General features: G+C 47.9%; 18 protein-coding genes and 3 pseudogenes. 13 read left to right on the top strand and 8 right to left on the bottom strand.

The genetic code is table 11. The features are described from left to right. Window positions 1-28 precede the first annotated feature (28 nt). From prmA to GKO28_RS21610, 10 genes and pseudogenes are all read left to right on the top strand, one after another. Window positions 29-923: pseudogene (gene prmA, locus GKO28_RS13065) on the top strand (50S ribosomal protein L11 methyltransferase). Window positions 924-939: 16 nt separating this feature from the next. After that, a complete protein-coding gene (locus GKO28_RS13060; protein ID WP_182076551.1) occupies window positions 940-1,296 on the top strand; it encodes an MJ0042-type zinc finger domain-containing protein in 357 nt (118 codons plus the stop codon). Window positions 1,297-1,361: 65 nt separating this feature from the next. Then, a complete protein-coding gene (locus GKO28_RS13055; RefSeq protein WP_182076550.1) occupies window positions 1,362-1,772 on the top strand; it encodes a hypothetical protein in 411 nt (136 codons plus the stop codon). Next, a complete protein-coding gene (locus tag GKO28_RS13050) occupies window positions 1,717-2,157 on the top strand; it encodes a DUF3426 domain-containing protein (RefSeq protein WP_203564142.1) in 441 nt (146 codons plus the stop codon). The genes GKO28_RS13055 and GKO28_RS13050 overlap by 56 nt, the downstream gene beginning before the upstream one ends. 35 nt (window positions 2,158-2,192) lie before the next feature. After that, the gene (gene tpx / locus GKO28_RS13045; RefSeq protein ID WP_182076548.1) at window positions 2,193-2,744 is read left to right on the top strand and encodes a thiol peroxidase; all 552 of its coding nucleotides are present in this window, start codon (window positions 2,193-2,195) and stop codon (window positions 2,742-2,744) included. Between the two features lie 203 nt (window positions 2,745-2,947). Beyond that, window positions 2,948-3,448 carry a thiol peroxidase gene (tpx, locus tag GKO28_RS13040; RefSeq protein ID WP_173533432.1) on the top strand — a complete coding sequence of 167 codons (501 nt, stop codon included), beginning with the start codon at window positions 2,948-2,950 and terminating at the stop codon, window positions 3,446-3,448. 56 nt (window positions 3,449-3,504) lie between these two features. Continuing rightward, window positions 3,505-4,098 (top strand): DUF3025 domain-containing protein, encoded by a 594-nt coding sequence (locus GKO28_RS13035; RefSeq protein WP_182076547.1) that lies wholly within the window; start codon window positions 3,505-3,507, stop codon window positions 4,096-4,098. After that, window positions 4,076-4,291, top strand: a complete 216-nt coding sequence (locus GKO28_RS22925) for a DUF3025 domain-containing protein (protein ID WP_182077484.1) — start codon at window positions 4,076-4,078, stop codon at window positions 4,289-4,291. Before GKO28_RS13035 ends, GKO28_RS22925 begins: the two co-directional genes overlap by 23 nt. A gap of 171 nt (window positions 4,292-4,462) precedes the next feature. Beyond that, window positions 4,463-5,233, top strand: coding sequence for an ammonium transporter (locus GKO28_RS21615; RefSeq protein ID WP_282099302.1), 771 nt, complete (start codon window positions 4,463-4,465; stop codon window positions 5,231-5,233). Next, the gene (locus GKO28_RS21610) at window positions 5,154-5,660 is read left to right on the top strand and encodes an ammonium transporter (protein ID WP_282099301.1); all 507 of its coding nucleotides are present in this window, start codon (window positions 5,154-5,156) and stop codon (window positions 5,658-5,660) included. The genes GKO28_RS21615 and GKO28_RS21610 overlap by 80 nt, the downstream gene beginning before the upstream one ends. 669 nt (window positions 5,661-6,329) lie before the next feature. On the opposite strand, the pseudogene GKO28_RS13020 reads toward GKO28_RS21610, so the two are convergent. From GKO28_RS13020 to GKO28_RS12990, 8 genes and pseudogenes are all read right to left on the bottom strand, one after another. Then, a pseudogene (locus GKO28_RS13020) lies at window positions 6,330-6,620 on the bottom strand (hypothetical protein); the annotation flags it as partial. A 49-nt stretch (window positions 6,621-6,669) separates the two neighbouring features. Next, the gene (locus GKO28_RS13015) at window positions 6,670-7,098 is read right to left on the bottom strand and encodes a hypothetical protein (RefSeq protein WP_182076546.1); all 429 of its coding nucleotides are present in this window, start codon (window positions 7,096-7,098) and stop codon (window positions 6,670-6,672) included. A 345-nt stretch (window positions 7,099-7,443) separates the two neighbouring features. After that, window positions 7,444-8,485 (bottom strand): annotated as a pseudogene (locus GKO28_RS13010) (sulfate/molybdate ABC transporter ATP-binding protein). 151 nt (window positions 8,486-8,636) lie between these two features. Next, on the bottom strand, window positions 8,637-9,506 hold the full coding sequence (cysW, locus tag GKO28_RS13005; RefSeq protein WP_182076545.1) for a sulfate ABC transporter permease subunit CysW: 870 nt from the start codon (window positions 9,504-9,506) through the stop codon (window positions 8,637-8,639). Between the two features lie 14 nt (window positions 9,507-9,520). Further along, complete coding sequence (gene cysT / locus GKO28_RS13000; RefSeq protein ID WP_182076544.1) at window positions 9,521-10,345, bottom strand: sulfate ABC transporter permease subunit CysT; 825 nt, start codon at window positions 10,343-10,345, stop codon at window positions 9,521-9,523. A gap of 301 nt (window positions 10,346-10,646) precedes the next feature. Continuing rightward, window positions 10,647-11,660 carry a sulfate ABC transporter substrate-binding protein gene (locus GKO28_RS12995; protein WP_182076543.1) on the bottom strand — a complete coding sequence of 338 codons (1,014 nt, stop codon included), beginning with the start codon at window positions 11,658-11,660 and terminating at the stop codon, window positions 10,647-10,649. Window positions 11,661-11,870: 210 nt separating this feature from the next. After that, window positions 11,871-12,338, bottom strand: coding sequence for a sulfate ABC transporter substrate-binding protein (locus GKO28_RS22340; protein WP_307839018.1), 468 nt, complete (start codon window positions 12,336-12,338; stop codon window positions 11,871-11,873). Then, window positions 12,220-12,873 (bottom strand): sulfate ABC transporter substrate-binding protein, encoded by a 654-nt coding sequence (locus GKO28_RS12990; protein ID WP_307839017.1) that lies wholly within the window; start codon window positions 12,871-12,873, stop codon window positions 12,220-12,222. Before GKO28_RS12990 ends, GKO28_RS22340 begins: the two co-directional genes overlap by 119 nt. Before the next feature lie 300 nt (window positions 12,874-13,173). Between GKO28_RS12990 and GKO28_RS12985 the strand changes: the two genes are divergently transcribed. The 3 genes from GKO28_RS12985 to GKO28_RS12975 all read left to right on the top strand — a co-directional run bounded on the left by GKO28_RS12985 (window position 13,174) and on the right by GKO28_RS12975 (window position 14,677). Further along, a complete protein-coding gene (locus tag GKO28_RS12985) occupies window positions 13,174-13,698 on the top strand; it encodes a hypothetical protein (RefSeq protein WP_182076542.1) in 525 nt (174 codons plus the stop codon). A 75-nt stretch (window positions 13,699-13,773) separates the two neighbouring features. Continuing rightward, entirely contained in the window at window positions 13,774-14,361 is a 588-nt protein-coding gene (locus tag GKO28_RS12980; RefSeq protein WP_203564141.1) for a TraB/GumN family protein, read from the top strand. Next, complete coding sequence (locus tag GKO28_RS12975; RefSeq protein WP_182076540.1) at window positions 14,342-14,677, top strand: TraB/GumN family protein; 336 nt, start codon at window positions 14,342-14,344, stop codon at window positions 14,675-14,677. Before GKO28_RS12980 ends, GKO28_RS12975 begins: the two co-directional genes overlap by 20 nt.

The raw sequence follows: 14,677 nt of genomic DNA, 5'->3' as shown, positions 1-14,677 counted from the left end.
CGTCCCTACAGAACTTAGGAACCGCATCATGGCATGGCAAGAACTCCGCCTAACAACCGATTCTGCACAAGCAGAAGGCTATTCGGACACCTTATTTGATTTGGGCGCGCTTTCCGTGTCGATTGAAGACGCAGCTGCAGGCACCGATGCTGAAAAGCCTATTTTTGGCGAACCGGGCGAGCCGGTCGATCAATTGTGGGAAACCAGCATTGTGGTGGCGCTGTTTGATGTTGAGATGGATGTCGCCACCATTGTTGAGCACGCAGCGCAAATCCTGCAACTGCCAGCGCCAAGTTTCGAGATCATCAACGTCGCCGATCAAGACTGGGTGCGCTTAACCCAATCGCAATTTGATCCAATCCCAATCTCTCCGCGCCTATGGATTACCCCAACATGGCACGACTGCCCAGATCCTGCGGCAGTGAGCATCCAACTGGACCCCGGTTTAGCCTTTGGTACCGGCAGCCACCCAACAACTCGTCTGTGTTTGCAATGGCTAGATTCCAACCTCGTTGGCGGTGAAAACGTCCTCGACTACGGTTGCGGCAGTGGGATTTTGGCGATTTCAGCGCTCAAACTCGGCGCAGGCGAAACCGACGGCGTGGATATCGACGCCCAAGCGATGATTGCCAGCCGCCAAAATGCTGAGCAAAACAACGTGGTCGCCCAGTTTTATTTTGCCTGATGCCGCGCCGAGCAAAACCTACGACGTGGTCGTTGCCAATATTCTAACCAATCCACTCAAAGCATTAGCGCCCTTACTGGCCAGCCGTTGCCGTATCGGTGGCAAAATTGTGCTATCGGGCATTTTGGCCGAACAAGCGCATGAAATTATCGCCATTTACAGCCAATGGTTTGATTTTTCGCCAGCCGCCGAGCACGAAGGTTGGGTTTGCCTCTCCGGTATTCGCAAATCCGCTTAATGAGTGAAGTCAGCGCATGAACCAAATTACCTGCTGCCCCAATTGCAGCACCGCCTTTCGGGTAACCGATCAGCAGCTCAGCGCACATCAAGGCAAAGTGCGCTGTGGCCGCTGTGCGTTTGTATTTCATGCGCCTGATTTTATGCAAGCGCCCATTGCTGGCAATGAGCAAAACCAATCCGACGATGTCATTGTCAGAGAAATCCCCCCCTGTGTGAAACCGTTGACAGTGAAATCTCTGCCGCTGAAACTGTTTCCAGTCAGAGTGCAGTTCAAGCTCCACTCGCTGAGCCAGATCATCCAGCTAGCCACACTGACACCATCGCAACGGGATTTGAACCGCTCGATACGCAAGCTGATCAGCAAGGTATAGCCGCAGAGCCTTTAATCAATAAAGGTGACAGCAATATACCCGATGACATTGCCCAAGAAATCGATTTGCTCCAGTTTGAAGTCCTCGCTCGCAACGGCAGCATCAGTGATGAGCCGGCATTGCAGACTGAAAGCGAACCTAAAAGCCAAGTTGAAACGAGCGCTACACCAAGCGCAGCACAAGACCCGACACTGGCAATGGAAATTGAACTGGCTTTGGCCGCTGCTGCGGCGACTGAAAACAGCAGCCAGCCAGTCATGAGCGCGCCAAACCCAAGCCAAGTTGCAATCGATAGCAATGCTGAATATCAGCCGATTCTGAGTGATGACGATTTATTTGTACCGCACAAAAAAAACCGCGCAACACACCGGCTGGTGGGCGCTAGCCAGCCTATTGACAGTGATGATCTTGGTGCTGCAATTGTTGTATCAATTTCGACTGGAGCTCAGCCAAGACTTCCCGGCTTTACGCCCTAAATATCTGGCACTGTGCGCCAAACTCGATTGCGCCATGCCGCTGCCACAAAAAGCGCAATTGCTGCGCTCGGAATATTCAGAGCTCAGTTTTATTCCCAATAATCCGCAGTTAATTCAACTGAATGCCACCTTGCGTAATCTAGCGCCTTTTGCCCAAGCGTTACCCAAGCTAGAGCTCACGCTGACTGACGACAATGAACGCGTTATCGTTCGCAAAGTGTTCACCGCCAAACAATATTTGCTGCAAAATGAGCGCCAGCAAGATCGCATCGAAGCCAACGAAGAAATCCCCGCATTCTTACAGTTGAACTTGGGCGATTTACATTCAACTGGCTACTCTCTGTTTTGGTTTTATATTAAGATCGCTTGTTTTTCTGACAATTGAAGTCATACTGATTAGATAAACTCAGGAGATCATCAATGTCGACCGTTATGCTCAATAGCACCCCTGTCAGTATTGGTGGCCGTTTCCCTCGCGCTGGTGAAACGGCACATAGTTTTATGCTGGTCGACATTCACTTACAAGATGTGCCGCTGTCTAAGTTTTGGGGGCAAAGAAAACTCATCGCCGTGGTGCCTAGCATCGATGCGGCGATTGGTTTAACCATTGCCAGAAAACTCGAAACCATAGGGTATGAGCTCAAAAACACCGTGATTATGACGGTATCGGTCGATACCCCGTATGCGCTATCTCGAGTTTTGGATACTGAACGTTTTCTTAAAATCCAGCTGATGTCAACCTTGCGCGGGCGTGATTTTCATAAAGACTACGGCGTGATGATTACCGATATTCCACTGTCTGGCCTGATGACCACCGCCTTATTTGCGCTCGATGTCGACGACACCATTTTGTATTCCGAGCTGGTGAGTGACCTCAATGCCGAACCCAACTATGCATCGGCGCTGGATTTGCTCGACCCGCCCGCCGCTACCGCCACCGTAACGGAAGTCGAAGTACTCAGTATCGAATAACCGCAGCAAACTGAGCGCCAAGATCGGATCTACGATCCATCTTGGCTTTTTTGTGTCTGTAAATACCCAGCCCCCCTTTTTTTAGCCCCGCCTGCGACTGATAAAAATTACGCTATTTAAGCAAATTCTCACTTTTGATTTACTACTAAACACAACCCCACTTACTTTCATGCAGCATTCATATAAAAACTAAGGAGCATTACATGGCATCAGTTACTCTTGGTGGCAATCCAGTCACCCTCAACGGCACATTCCCAGCAGTGGGCAGCACCGCACCGGCATTTAGCTTGGTGGCTAAAGATCTTTCTGACGTGAGTTTGGCTAGCTTTGCTGGTAAACGTAAAGTTTTGAATATTTTCCCTAGCGTTGACACCCCAACTTGCGCGATGTCAGTGCGTCATTTCAACGAGTCGGCCGCCAAACTCGAAAACACCGTGGTATTGTGCATTTCTGCTGATTTGCCATTCGCGCAAAGCCGCTTTTGCGGTGCCGAAGGCATTGAGAACGTGGTGAATTTATCCACCATGCGCGGTCGTGAATTTTTGGCCAATTACGGTGTTGAAATCACCAGTGCGCCATTGGCTGGCGTTGCTGCGCGTGCAGTGCTGGTTTTGGATGAGAATGATCAAATCATCCATGCTGAACTCGTTGCCGATATTAAAGACGAGCCTAACTATGAAGCTGCATTGAAAGTTTTAGCTTAAGCGCCAGATCAGGGTTAAACTTCGCACTGTTTAACCCTGTTTAATTTTTGAATTTTATGACCTCTTGGCCCCTTGATTTTTTCTCGAGCACCCCCGCTTTTGCACCGGTTTTACCCTATCTACAACGCTTTTCCCAAGCCCCATTGCATGCCGATTGGCTAACGGTCAGCGAGCCAATCCAGACCCAAGGCGGCGCAAAAATTCAGTTTGTCGACCCCGATAGCATCACTGAATACTACGAGCTTGAAATCTACCAAAAAGGCCGTGTCGCTACCCGCTTAAACTGGCATGACACGTTTAATGCCACCATTTGGCAAGCCTATCCCAAAACCAAAGTGGCCCTCAATGCGCTGCACTTTAAAGCGATGCAAGCCGATCCAGACAGCAAAATCCGTGGGCCAGTGCGCGATGCGGCCACCTTGTTTGATGAATGCGGCTTAATTTTGCCGTATAGCCGCCCGGCGCTGCTGGAGCTGATGGTCGCGCATCAATGGCAAACCTTATTTGTTGACGAAGCCAAAGCATGGGGCCAAGAAATCAGCGCCTTTGTTTTTGGCCACGCCACGCTGGAAAACCTACTGCAACCCTTTGTTGGCCTAACCGGTAAATGCTGGCCGATTCAAGTAGATACGGATTTTTTTTGCGCTTGATTTAATCGCGCAACGCCAAGAACTTGATCGCCGAATTGCCGAACAAATCGAACAACACGCGCTACAAACCCCGCGCCAACTGCCGCCACTGCCGTATTTGGGCATTCCACAATGGTGGCCCGAGCAAGACGCCGACTTTTATGCCAACACGCGCTATTTTCGCCATGCGCGGCAAAAAAGCGCACCAAAATAAATCCGTACGCACCATTGCGGCACGCTGATTGCACCTGCAGAGCCAACATTCGAGCACCATTTTGCCGCGCCTAGCGCCATAAGCCCATCAAATCAATCACTTAATGGCAATGGCATAATGCTTGCTTTTAGTGCCGATCCGTTTTCAAGCTGATCACTAAGGGAGCAAGCAATGAGTGCGAGTAGTGTCGACGTTTTATTTATTTTATTAGGCGCCATTATGATTTTGGCGATGCATGCCGGCTTTGCTTTTTTGGAATTAGGCACGGTACGCAAAAAAAATCAGGTCAATGCCTTGGTTAAAATTTTGACCGACTTTGCTGTTTCGGCCATCGCTTATTTTTTTATTGGCTACGGCATCGCCTACGGCGTGCATTTTTTTGGCCCCGCCAGCGATATGCTGCAAAACCATGGTTTTGAGCTGGTTAAGTTTTTCTTTTTACTCACTTTTGCTGCGGCCATTCCGGCGATTGTTTCTGGCGGCATTGCCGAGCGCGCCAAGTTTCATCCACAATCGGCCGCGACTTTTTTACTGGTCGGCTTTATCTATCCCTTTTTTGAAGGCATGGTGTGGAATAATAATTTCGGCATGCAAGATCTATTTAAAGCTTGGTTTGGCGCGCCCTTTCATGACTTTGCCGGCTCAGTGGTGGTGCATGCGGTCGGAGGTTGGATTGGCCTAGCTGCGGTACTGCATCTGGGCGCGCGCCGTGGTCGTTACAGCAAAGAAGGTCGTATCGCCGCACATCCACCATCAAGCATCCCATTTTTAGCCTTAGGCGCCTGGATTTTGATCGTCGGCTGGTTTGGCTTTAACGTGATGAGCGCGCAAAAAAATCGCAGGCATTTCCGGCCTAGTGGCCATGAATTCACTCATGGCGATGGTGGGCGGCACCTTAGTCGCCACCGTGGTTGGCAAAAACGACCCGGGCTTTATTCATAACGGCCCACTCGCTGGCTTAGTCGCAGTGTGTGCTGGCTCCGACATCATGCATCCATTAGGCGCGCTGGTTGTTGGCGGCATTGCCGGTGGACTGTTTGTTTGGCTATTTACCCTGACGCAAAACCGCTGGAAAATCGACGACGTGCTTGGCGTCTGGCCACTGCATGGTATTTGCGGTGCATGGGGGGGTATTGCTGCAGGGATATTTGGCAGTACATACTTGGGCGGTATAGGTGGGGTGAGTATCCTAGCGCAAGTGGTCGGCACCCTACTCGGCGTGGTGATTGCTTTTGCTGGTGGCTATCTGGTGTATGGCGTATTGAAAAAAACCGTCGGCATTCGTCTGACTGACGAAGAAGAATTTAACGGCGCCGACTTAAGCATCCACCAAACCTCAGCCAGCCCCGAGCGCGAGACTAATTGGTAAGCTTTAACTCAGTAAAAAACCAGATCCGGCCTCTTTCATGCAGAAAACGAGTTGTTTACTTAGGCATGAAATCGGCACGGAGCGAATGCGGCAACACCAAAGTCACCGCTTAAATGGTTGGGTGGGTGGCAGATGTCCGCCGAGTTAAATCTGCCGTAGGGCGACAATGAGCGCAGCGAATTGCGCCGCATTAGCCGTAAATAAACATCGCAACGGCGCGATTCGCGTAGCTTTCAGCACCCTACAGTATTGCGCCGTACGTGGTGAGGCACGTAGCCCAACAATCGCGGTAAACGTTGGGCTGCATTTCATTTAGCCCAACCTACGCACTGATTAGGCCTGTTTTTGTTGGTGTCGCTAAGATATACCCTGAATAAACAGACTAAAATCGGCTATCGTCCCAAAGTGGAAGGTGTATTCCGACGAAGCAGAGTAGGTAAGATTAGCGCAGCGTAATCGTACGCATGATGCTGTTCCCTCCGATTTCGCTACGCTCTATCGGAGCTACGCTGCTGAGGCACGAAGCCCAACAATCGCGGTAAACGTTGGGCTGCATTTCATTTAGCCCAACCTACGCACTCATCAATTCTTAGTAAAAAGTGGGAATCATCAGGTTTAGCCTGCTTCAAACAAACATGATTCAGTTCGCTTTGCGAGGTAACTATATTTTTAAACCTCATCAATCACTGTAATAGGTGTTCTTGCCCCAAAAATTACCGAAGTCAGCGCATCAGGTGGAAAATTAAAAAGGTGCACTTCATTTTGTTCACATGAGTTTGTTTTATCTGCATCTACAATTGCCCTTATAATTCGCCATTCGCGTTCATAAGACCAATGACCACTTTTTACGTTAAAGAAATCATGAAAATCTAAGTCCGTTAAATTTCCAGATGGCCTAGCCTCGCGGTATTGTATTCTTTGCAGCTGCCTAAATTCATCCAACTCCGTAACTGAATTATGGAAATACGGATGATGAGTGTTAAATTCGAGAACAAGACCTGAATGGCTATCAGCATAGTGAAGCCCACATCAAAAGGCTGTCTGGCACCTCCGATAAGCACAATGCTGCCAAGGATTTTTGGACAGAGCAAATATTATTTAATACGGTACTTCGTTGTTTCTCAATGTGTTCATGCAATTCTGGTGCGTCGTTTTCGATCTTCTCAAACAAGGAATCCAGAATCTCACCGCTTGATATCCGAGCCTTTTCAGAAGATGGAATTTCTGGAAATTGCCGTGCAGCTTCAATAAGTAGCTGAGTCTTAAACAACGACTTCGCCTGCTCAGCACTTACCAACAATTGAATATTGGGTTGACCTTCGAAAGGATCATTAAAATCACCGAGGCACGAATACCGAATGATGCAATTCTTAATAACATCGATACGATCATTTGCTAAATATTTATACATTCTTGAAGGGTAATTTTTCAGCGTCATTTTTTTATTGCTCGGAAATCAATGGGAAATTACCGCACCAGTACGTAGGTTGGGCTAAATGAAATGCAGCCCAACGTTTACCGCGATTGTTGGGCTTCGCAAGCTCGGCACCAAGCTACAAACACCTTCCTTTCTGGGCCGACACCGCCCACTGATAGCCAGTTTAACTTGCCCACGATAATCACACGACTTAGCTGTATGTCTCGTTGCATTAACCATCGTTTGTCGTAATGAGCGGCCAAAAAATAGAAGTCATTGCCTAATGACAATGACTTCGTTAATGGCAAGGGTGTAGGTTCATCGCTCACCCAATATCCACCTTGATATTGGGCTGAGCTAAACGCATTAAACTGCGGTGCTGATTTTGACTTCGCGTGGCACGAGGTAAACGGTTTCGGCGACTTGCCATGCGCCTTCGAGTTGCCGCTCGCGGGTGAGTTCGACTTCAACTACTTCGTGATCTGCCACTTCCACTTCAAGCCTCACCGTCGCGCCCAATAAACGAATATGGGTGATGGTGCCTTCAATCGCATGCAGGCTGGCAACACGGCTCAAGTCGATTTCGTGCGGGCGCACATACACGGTGGCGTGCTCGCCTGGCTCGGCGGCAAATTGACCGCTGCCCACCTTGGCCCAGCCTTCGTGGACGCGAGAGTGAAATAAATTCACATCGCCCAAAAACTGGTACACAAAGGGGCTGGCTGGCGTGTCGTAAACTTGGCTTGGCGTACCAATTTGCTCAATTTGGCCTTGATTCATCACCACTACGCGATCTGCTACTTCTAGCGCTTCTTCTTGATCGTGGGTCACAAACACCGAGGTGACGTTGATTTCATCGTGCAGGCGGCGCAACCAACGGCGTAACTCTTTACGCACCTTGGTGTCGAGCGCGCCAAATGGCTCATCGAGCAGCAAGACTTTCGGTTCAACCGCCAAAGCCCGCGCTAATGCAATGCGCTGTCTTTGCCCGCCAGAGAGTTGCGCAGGATAGCGATCGGCCAACCAATCGAGCTGTACCAGATTGAGTAATTCATGCACTTTGCGTTTGATTTCCGCGTCGCTCGGCCGAGTGGATTTTCGGGCGCACGCGTAGGCCAAACGCCACGTTTTCAAATACTGTCATATGGCGAAACAGGGCATAGTGCTGAAAGACAAAGCCCACTTGGCGTTCACGCACATGCCTATCGGTGGTATCTTCGCCGTGAAATAAAATTTGCCCAGAGTCTGGCGTTTCTAGCCCGGCAATCACCCGCAGCAAAGATGTTTTGCCGCAACCGGATGGGCCAAGCAATGCAATTAATTCTCCGGATTCAACATTTAAGCTCAAGTCATTGAGCGCTTTAAAGTCGCCAAATGTTTTAACGATATTGCGAATTTCGATGCTCATGGTTTATTCCTCGTGCCACCGTATCAGGGTGATATGCTAAGACCACCAATACGGTGACTGATCTATTCGGTTTTTGATCGATTGCTGCGTCGCCGTGCCGCGACTTTCAATTGGGTTCAATTGAGCTCAATTGGGCGACACGGTGCTGCATTTAGGCTTGCGTTGCCGAACGACGATCGGCGATTGCTTGCTGCTCGGTACGCCACTCGATATAGCTTTTGATTGCCAGAGTCAGTAACGCCAATAAAGCCAGAATCGACGCGCAAGCAAAAGCACCGACAAAATTGTATTCGTTGTACAAAATCTCCACGTGCAAGGGAATGGTATTGGTCATGCCACGAATATGCCCCGACACCACCGATACCGCGCCAAATTCCCCCATCGCCCGAGCATTGGCCAAAATCACGCCGTACAGCAAGCCCCATTTAATATTGGGTAAGGTGACATACCAAAACGTTTGCCAACCACTTGCGCCAAGCACCAACGCCGCTTGCTCTTCATCTGAGCCTTGCGCTTGCATCAGTGGAATCAACTCTCGCGCCACAAACGGAAACGTCACAAACACCGTTGCCAAGACAATGCCGGGAACGGCAAAAATAACCTTAATATTGTGTTCCGCCAGCCACTCGCCCCACCAACCCTGCGCGCCAAACAGCAGCACATAAATCAAACCCGCCACCACCGGCGACACGGCAAACGGCAAGTCAATTAAGGTAATCAACAGGCTTTTACCTTTAAATTCAAACTTCGCTATCGCCCAAGCAGCAGCCACACCAAAGGTTAAATTTAACGGCAGCGCAATCGCCGCCACAATCAACGTCAGTTTTATCGCCGCCAGCGCATCGCTTTCGACTAAGGATGCTTGATACAAACCCCAGCCTTGATGCAAAGCTTCAAAAAACACTGAAAACAACGGGATAATCAGCATAACGCCGATCAATACCAAGGCCAAACCGGTCAGCGTATAGCGCACCCAAGGCGCTTCAGTGGTAACTACTCTTTTTGCAATCTGTGTTGCCATTTTATTCCCCTAAACTAGCGACGATGCCGTGTCATCCACCACTGCAAACCATTAATCAGTAGTAATAATGCAAATGAAACCACCAGCATCACCACCGCAATCGCTGTCGCGCCCAAATAATCGTATTGCTCCAATTTGGAGATAATCATCAAAGGGGTGATTTCGGATTTAAACGGCATATTGCCCGCAATAAAAATCACCGAACCAAACTCACCAATCGCGCGAGCAAAGGCCAGCGTGAATCCGGTCAGCAGTGCCGGAAAAATCGTCGGTAAAATCACTTTGCAAAAAATCTGCCAGCGAGTGGCCCCCAAGCTAGATGCGGCCTCTTCCAGCTCTTTTTCCATGTCCTCGAGCACTGGCTGCACCGTGCGCACCACAAACGGTAAGGTGATAAAGGTCAGTGCCAACACAATACCGGCGGGAGTAAACGCAATCTTGATGCCGAGCTGCTCTAAAGGCGCCCCCAACAAACCATTGGGCGCATACAGCGTAGCTAAAGCAATCCCCGCCACCGCCGTTGGCAACGCAAAAGGCAAATCCACCAAGGCGTCGATAAAGCGTTTGCCGGGAAAGGAATATCGCACCAACACCCAAGCAATCAGCAAGCCGACAAATAGATTAATCAGCGCCGCGATCAATGAAGCGCCAAAAGTCACTTTATAACTGGCCACCACCCGCGGCTCGGTCACAATCGCCCAAAACGACGCCCAATCCAAACCCATCGATTTACTAATCAAAGCGGCCAATGGCAGCAATACAATCAACGATAAATACAGCACGCTATAGCCGAGTGCTAAATTAAACCCGGGTAAAACGCTACTTTGTTTCCATTTCATAGTGATTCCTTATGGGAATGTGCAGATTAGGTGCTGATGGTCAGCGTCGCGGCATTCCCTCTCCCTTGATGGGAGAGGGCGTAGGGTGAGGGAGATCCGCCGGCGTGTTTTGTCAGCTCAACACCCCCCATCCCTACCTTCCCCCATCGAGGGGGAAGGGGCTGCAGTCGATCCGCTCAAGCGCTTGTGATTTAAGCAATCAACACCAAATCTGAACATTGCCACCTTATTAGGGTATATCTATCTGATCAATGACTAGCAAAGCCCAGCTTGATATACCCAAGTTTTCCATCAACCTGCATTAACGTTTTTTGGCGATTTCCGCTGAGATTTGGTCGTAAATCGCACCGTCGTCAAAGAATTTTTTCTGCGCGGCTTTCATACCACCAAATTCAGCCACCCCAAATAATTTAATCGCTGGAAACTGCTTGGCATATTTGGCTGCCACGGCGGCATTGCGTGGGCGTAGATAGTTTTGTGCCGCGACTTCTTGCCCTTCTGGGCTCCACAGATAGCGTAAATATTCATCGGCCACTTTGCGCGTGCCGCGTTTATCGACCACTTTATCTACCAGCGCGACCGGCAAATCAGCATCAATCGACACCGATGGATAAACGACTTCAAAATTACCCCGGCCAAACTCACGCGCAATCATTTCGGCTTCGTTTTCAAACGTCACCAATACATCGCCCATCTGGCGCTGCATAAAGGTCGTCGTTGCTGCACGACCACCGGCATCAAGCAACGGCACATTGGCAAATACCGCGCGGGTAAAATCACGCGCCTTGGCTTCATTGCCGCCATTTTGCTTGAGCGCTGCGCCCCATGCGGCGGCTAAGAAGGTATAGCGACCATTGCCACTGGTTTTCGGATTTGGCACCACCACTTGCACATTCGGTTTAATCAAGTCCGCCCAATCTTTAATGCCCTTGGGATTACCTTTACGCACGATTAAAACTTGCATACTGGAAAAAGGCGCCGCTTCATCAGCGTATTTCTTTTCCCAGCCCGGATTAATTTGTCGGCCTTTTTCCACAATGGCATCAATATCGGTGCTTTGATTCATCGTCACCACATCCGCTTCTAGCCCATCAATGACCGAGCGCGCTTGTTTACTTGAACCACCGTGCGATTGTTGAATGGTTAATTTATCTTTGTATTTCGCTTCGTAATATTTTTGGAAAACCGGGTTATAGTCTTTATAAAAATCACGCATCACGTCATACGACACATTCAATAAAGTGGTATCGGCCCAGCTTAATGCGCTGAAACCACTGAGCGAAATTGCCAGTACGATTTTTTTAAATTTGGACATGATGCGCTTCCTTAATTTGAATACTGGCGACTGTAACAACTCGGCAAAAGCGCGACAAAGAATATAAATCTATTTCTATATTCCATTTAATAAAATTAAATTTTTATTTAAATAAAAACAAGGACTTACTCAATATCACCACCAGCAATCCGCCACAGTAGCTTGGCAATATTGCATCGCCAAAGCACTGCGGCTCAAATACCAATTGGTTTATTTATTGGCATTGGTCATTTGATCAAAGATACCGCCATCGGCAAAATGCAGCTTTTGCGCTTTGTGCCAACCGCCAAAAACATCATCAATATCAAAGCGTTGAATCACCGGAAATTGCTTGGCATATTTCGCCGCAACCTCTTTATCAATCGGTCGATAATAATTTTGCGCGGCGATTTCTTGCCCCTCTTTGGAATACAAATAATTGAGGTATTCAGTCGCGACTTTACGACTACCTTTTCGATCCACATTTTTATCGACAATCGCTACCGGCGGCTCCGCTTTAATCGACAATGACGGCGCAATAATTTCAAATTTATCGCGACCTAATTCACGAAACACCAATTCAGCCTCGTTTTCCCACGTCACCAAAACATCGCCAATTCCACGCTGCGTAAAGGTCACGGTTGAGCCCCGTGCGCCAGTATCTAAAACCGGTACGTTTTTTAAATAGTTTTTGCACAAATTCGCGCGCTTTTTCATCCGAGCCATAATTCTTTTTCGCCCAACCCCACGCTGCCAAATAATTCCAGCGTGCCCCGCCCGAAGTTTTTGGATTTGGGGTAATCACTTTCACATCGGCACGAATTAAATCATTCCAATCTTTAATGCCTTTGGGATTGCCCTTTTTCACTAAAAATAAAATCGTCGATGTATAGGGAGATGCGTTGTCAGGAAACTGCTTTTGCCAATCCGCTTTGAGTAACTTGCCATGCTCGGCCAAGACATCAATGTCTGACGCTAAAGCCAAGGTCACAATATCGGCATCCAAGCCATCGAGCACTGATCGCGCCTGTTTACCCGAGCCACCGTGCGATTGTTTAATCGTCACATCATCGCCGGTTTTCTTTTTGTAGTAAGCAGAAAATGATTTGTTGTAATCTTGATAAAGCTCTCGTGTCGGATCATAAGACACATTGAGTAGCTCAACACTCGCGGAATAACTTGGCACAGCAATCGCCAAGGTCAAGATAACTAAGGCTATTTTTTTGATTTGCATGATAAATTCACCACCAAAGGAAATATGAAATTATCATGCCATATTTTTAATATAATCATTAATACCTTATTGTTGATTGCAAATAATAAATAGGAATATTAAATGCAAATTGTTTGTAAGCATTTGATATTATGGTGAAATAATAAAACACCCTACTTCAGATCGAAATCCACGATCTGCTAATGCAACCATAGCGCAGCTCACCCAACAAAACTGACACCAACAAAAAGCAAATCGTCTTATTGATGAAACACATTGTTATTATGCTGCGAGCATTTATCGCCAAACAAGTTGACGACCATGCCGTGCAGCGCCACTACTAAACTTAATGCCATTTACTGCAAAACAGCGACAGGCGAAAACGAAATTGCGACGCGCCAGCACGGACTATTGAGCAAACAAAGACAAGCGCTGATTCTGATCGATGGCAAAAAAAGCTACGCCCAACTCAATCAATTACTTCCGACAATTGAACTTGATCAATTGATTCAGCAATTACTTCAATTAGATTTAATTCGCGACGCAAATGCCACTCCTTTATTGACGCCGCAAAACTCTGCTGCCAACCATGTCATTTGCATTACTGAAAACAGTGCTAAAGCCACAGCAATACCGTTAGACATCGAGCGTTTAAATGCGATTAAGCAATTGATGATTGATAGTTCAAAAACATTACTGGGGATTTTTGCCAACACCTTGATCGAGAAAATTAAATCTATCGAAGATACAGCACAACTCAGCCCCGCGATTGCGCAATGGAACCTAAGCCTGCGCGAATCAAAAAATGGCCAATTACATGCCGAACAATACTTAGAAAGCCATTAAATCACTGATGAAATAGCGTAATAAGCAGCACGGCGATATACTAAGAATCTATCTTTTTTTACTAGGTTCGCTCTAATGCTTGCTCGATTCAGCTCATCATTATTTGCCGCAATGACCGCACTTAGTTTTACTGTGGCACCACCGGCATTGGCCGACCAAGGCGAAAAACAAGCCATTTTATGGAAAATTGACAAAGCCAATACCCCCTCTTCTTGGTTATTAGCCACCATTCAAACTACCGATGGTCAAACTGCCGAATTTACGCCTGCAACCATGGCTGCACTCGGTGGTGCCAAATACATTGGCACTGAATTTCATAATGATATTAATTCAGTGGTGGATATGGCGCGCACGATGTTGGATGAAAAACCGAGCTTAGCGCAAACTTTAGGCGCGGCCGATTATGCTAAATTATTACCTTTAATTGAAAGCCGTGGCTATCCTGCATCGGTAACGGCCAAATTAAAGCCGTGGGCCGCGATTATGATGTTGCTTTCGCCGCGCCCAGCCAAAGATTTAATTCCGATGGATGATCGTTTACTCAAATATTCAATGGAAAATGGCCGCAAATATTTTGGGGTTGAAAGCGTTGAACAGCAATTAGCGCCATTTCAAGCGATTTCCAGCAGCAAAACAAATTCCTTTGTTAAAAACGCTGATTAAAAATGAAGCCAAGCTGGAGCAAAATTACAAACAAATTGTTGCGGCTTATTTAAAACAAGATTTAAATCAAATCCAAAAACTATTGCAAATCGAAGCATTAGCGCTCCCCGAAGCTGACCGTGCTTGGTATCGCCAATGGCGCAACGAGACATTGAATCAACGCAATAAAATCATTGTTGAGCGCTTAAAAATCCCGTTTGAGAAAGGCGATTCTTTTGTCGGTATTAACGCCGGCCAATTACCTGGCAAAGACGGTTTAATCGCCAAATTACGCGCCGCAGGTTATAGCGTTAGCGCTTTTTCGGCAGCGAAATAA

It is taken from the genome of Deefgea sp. CFH1-16 (assembly GCF_016881365.1).
In the GTDB taxonomy this organism is placed as follows: Bacteria; Pseudomonadota; Gammaproteobacteria; order Burkholderiales; family Chitinibacteraceae; genus Deefgea.
Note: the sequence above shows the minus strand (reverse complement) of the source record. Positions and strands in the feature narration are given on the sequence as shown.

Bases quoted from the DNA above. Each gene is read 5' to 3' on its own strand.
- GKO28_RS13060 (WP_182076551.1), top strand. From the start codon at position 940: ATGAACCAAATTACCTGCTGCCCCAATTGCAGCACCGCCTTTCGGGTA.
- tpx (WP_182076548.1), top strand. From the start codon at position 2,193: ATGTCGACCGTTATGCTCAATAGCACCCCTGTCAGTATTGGTGGCCGT.
- tpx (WP_173533432.1), top strand. From the start codon at position 2,948: ATGGCATCAGTTACTCTTGGTGGCAATCCAGTCACCCTCAACGGCACA.
- GKO28_RS13035 (WP_182076547.1), top strand. From the start codon at position 3,505: ATGACCTCTTGGCCCCTTGATTTTTTCTCGAGCACCCCCGCTTTTGCA.
- GKO28_RS21615 (WP_282099302.1), top strand. From the start codon at position 4,463: ATGAGTGCGAGTAGTGTCGACGTTTTATTTATTTTATTAGGCGCCATT.
- GKO28_RS21610 (WP_282099301.1), top strand. From the start codon at position 5,154: ATGAATTCACTCATGGCGATGGTGGGCGGCACCTTAGTCGCCACCGTG.
- GKO28_RS13015 (WP_182076546.1), bottom strand. From the start codon at position 7,098: ATGACGCTGAAAAATTACCCTTCAAGAATGTATAAATATTTAGCAAAT.
- cysW (WP_182076545.1), bottom strand. From the start codon at position 9,506: ATGGCAACACAGATTGCAAAAAGAGTAGTTACCACTGAAGCGCCTTGG.
- cysT (WP_182076544.1), bottom strand. From the start codon at position 10,345: ATGAAATGGAAACAAAGTAGCGTTTTACCCGGGTTTAATTTAGCACTC.
- GKO28_RS12995 (WP_182076543.1), bottom strand. From the start codon at position 11,660: ATGTCCAAATTTAAAAAAATCGTACTGGCAATTTCGCTCAGTGGTTTC.
- GKO28_RS12990 (WP_307839017.1), bottom strand. From the start codon at position 12,873: ATGCAAATCAAAAAAATAGCCTTAGTTATCTTGACCTTGGCGATTGCT.
- GKO28_RS12985 (WP_182076542.1), top strand. From the start codon at position 13,174: ATGCCGTGCAGCGCCACTACTAAACTTAATGCCATTTACTGCAAAACA.
- GKO28_RS12980 (WP_203564141.1), top strand. From the start codon at position 13,774: ATGCTTGCTCGATTCAGCTCATCATTATTTGCCGCAATGACCGCACTT.